2 protein-coding genes are annotated in these 3020 nt (G+C 79.4%); both read left to right on the top strand.

Annotated elements, in window-relative coordinates:
* A partial coding sequence (locus BCD48_RS51930) for a hypothetical protein (RefSeq protein WP_206745002.1) occupies positions 1-2234 on the top strand: 2234 nt, incomplete at its 5' end.
* 151 nt (positions 2235-2385) lie between these two features.
* A partial coding sequence (locus tag BCD48_RS03675; RefSeq protein WP_131803755.1) for an SseB family protein occupies positions 2386-3020 on the top strand: 635 nt, incomplete at its 3' end.

The following is a 3020-nucleotide window of genomic DNA, read 5'->3' as shown; positions in this document are numbered from 1 at the left end:
CCGGGGACTCGCCGGGCGCAGGCTGGGTGCCCGACGTCGGCCTGATCCCAGCTCCCGTCGCCGCGCCCCGAGGCCCGTGGTGGGACCCGGCGCCGTCGTCCTTGCCGGCCGAGACGCCCGAGTCGCCCTCGTCGTCGGCGGCGAGCCCGGTCACGTTCGGCGGCGATGGGGACGCGGCGGGCGCTCGCGAGGCCGCGGCCCTGGCCGCGCCGCCGAGCGGCGCCGACCCTTCCAACACACCCACGGCGGCCATGGACGCCCCCGGTACCGCCGAGCCAGGCAGCGTCGCGGAACTGTCCAGCGCCGCGGCACTGCCCGATGCCGCCGAACTGCCCGATGCCGGGCTGCCCAGCGCCGCCGACCCGCTCGGTGTCGCCGAGTGGCTCAGCGCTGGTGGACCGCCCGGCGAAACCGGGCAGTCCGGCCTCGCCCGCCCGCCCGCCGCCCTCGCGGGCGTCACGGACCCGCCGGACGCCGCTCGCCCCTCTGGCGTGGCCGATCGGCCGCGCGCAGGTGAGCCGGCGGGCTGCGAGGAACCCGCGGAGGCCGTCGGCCCGCTGGGCCCTGGGATTCCCGCCGGATCCGGGGTCCCTGCCGGATCCGGGGTCCCTGCCCGATTGGCGAAGCCGATCGGGGAGGTCTGGGAGCCGATCCGGGAGGTCAGCGATCCGGGAGGTCGTGATCTGGGAGGTCGGCAATCCGGGAGGTCTGCTGGGGGGCCCGCCGGGAGGCCGGCGATCCGTGAGGAGGCCGGCTGGGAGGTCCGCGACCAGGCGGGGTACGCCGGCTGGCTCGAACCCGCCGGCGTCGACGTGCCCGCCGTCGGAGACGGTGCCGGAGCCGTCGCTGGCACGCATGGCACGTACGGCGTCGACACCACCGATGAGTGGGCCCTCCCCACTGCCGCGACGGAGGCCGAGGCCGGTGCCGCCTCGGCGCGGGCCTGGTTCGGCTATGGCGAGGCGCCGCCCCGGCCGCCGTTCCCGCCGCCGGGCGAGGCCGCCGGCCCCACGAGCCCGCCAGTGCCGGTGGTGTACACCCCGCCGCCCGCGCCCCGGCCGGTGCCCGCGCCGCCGGTGCCGGCCGCCTACCAGGTCTTCGAGGACGACGGGTTCGGTGGGCCCGGCCCGTTCGTCACGGCCCGGGCGCGGGAGCCGCGGTCGCCCGCTTCGCTCGCGTCTCCGGAGGCGTTCGCGGCGGCATGGTGGCGGGGGATGGAGCTGGCCGGGCGCGGGGTTCTCGCACCGGTGCCGGCCACTCGGCTGGGCGGTCGGCGGGTGCTCGTCGGCGGGTTCGGCGGCGGCAGCGGGCGTACCACTGTGGCCACGGGGCTGGGGATCGCGCTCGCCGCCCGCCGGGGTGGCCGGGTCGTCGCGGTCGATGCCTGCCCCGACCAGGGCGGCCCGTTGGCCGACCGGGCCGGTGTGCCGGGGCGCGGGGTGGGCCTGCGCGAGCTCGCGCTCGCGGACCCGCCGGTCGCCTCGCTGGCCGAGGCGCGCCGCTTCCTGGGCACTGTACGGCCGTCCGGGCTGGAGGTGCTGCCAGGGCTGCGTAACCTGACTGGACCCGGGTTGACCCCCGCGGAGGCCGCCTGGGCCGTCGACCTGCTCGAGCGGCTCTTCCCGGCCGTCGTCGTCGATGGGCCGCCCGGCTGGACGCAGCCGGTGCCGGCGGTTCTCCTGGCCCGCGCGGACACCGTGGTGCTCACCGCCAAGGCCGGTTTCACGGAGGCGGGCTGTGCCCAGGACGCGCTGACCGCTCTGGCGGCGGCCAGGGCCGACCTGCCGGTCGGGGCGGTCGCCGTGTACGTCGAGACGGCCCCGCCGCCTGGCCGCGGCCTGCGCCGGCCGGCGCCGCCGGAGCAGCCAGAGCTGGCCGAGCCGGTGCACGCCGTGCTGACCATCCCGTTCGACCCGTCGCTCGCCGACGGCGCGCCGATGCGGTGGGACCGGCTGCGCCCGCGCACCCAGGTCGCGTTCGAGGCGCTCGCGGCCGTGGTCGACGAAGCTCCACTGGCGCCCGGGGCCACGCCCGGATCCGCCCAGGCGGCCCGGGAAGTCGGCTGGGAGGGCGGCCGCGAGGTTCCCTGGGAGGAGCGCGGCGCCGTCGCGCCGCGCCGACCCGCGGTGGCGGGCCGCCGCGGGTCCGGAGACCCGGGCGAGGACTCCACCGTCCCACGTTCCCGCGCCCTCCGGTCGGGCCAAGGCGTCCCGGCCGTCGGCCCACACGGATAGCCGGCATCCCCCGCGCCTCGACTCGTCACCGCCAGGCCGGCCCGTCACCCAAGGCGGCCCCTGGGCTGGCCGGCCAGCCCAGGGGCGAGGGGCCTGGTGGCGGTGCCCGATGGACGTGCCCGGCCCGGCAGGGGCCCCGTAGGGTTGGCCGGTGGCAGTGGACCTGTTGACCCCGCCGGGGCAGGGCGACGGCGGCGAGGCGGACCCGCGGCTGCGGGCGGCCCTGGAGTCCGGAGACGCGGGTGCCGTGGCCGCGGCGCTGACCGGCGCCCGGGTCTTCGTCGGCGTCGAGTCCCGGCTGCTGGAGCCTGCCGACGAGGTGGCCGCCGTGGCGACCACGGAGCCTGACCCTGGGCGCCAGGACGCCGGGGGCCATGCCGGGCCCCCCAGGCACGGGCCCCATTTCTCCGAGAAGGCATCGGAGATGGTGCTCGCGACCCTGCGGATGCCGTCGGGCGCGACGGCGTTGCCGGTCTTCAGCAGCGTGGCGGCGCTGTCCGCCTGGCGGTCGGCCGCGCGCCCGGTGCCCGTGCCGGCGGCGGACGCCTGCGCCGAGGCGGCCCGGCTGGGCCACGGGACCGTCGTCGTCGACGTCGCCGGGCCCGTGACCGCCACCCTCGACGTCAGCGCGCTGGCGGGCGCCCCCGGCGCCTCCGACGCCGCTGGCGGGAAGCAGGGCGCCGGTGGCCCGGCCGGTTTCGCGGCCTCGCCGAGCGTCCCGTCCGGGCCCGTCGAAGGCGGCGACGAGCCGCCGCCGACGCCGCCGCCGGCGGGCGGGGACGGCGC

It is taken from the genome of Pseudofrankia coriaricola, assembly GCF_001854805.1.
Taxonomy (GTDB): Bacteria; Actinomycetota; Actinomycetes; order Frankiales; family Frankiaceae; genus Pseudofrankia.
Note: the sequence above shows the minus strand (reverse complement) of the source record. Positions and strands in the feature narration are given on the sequence as shown.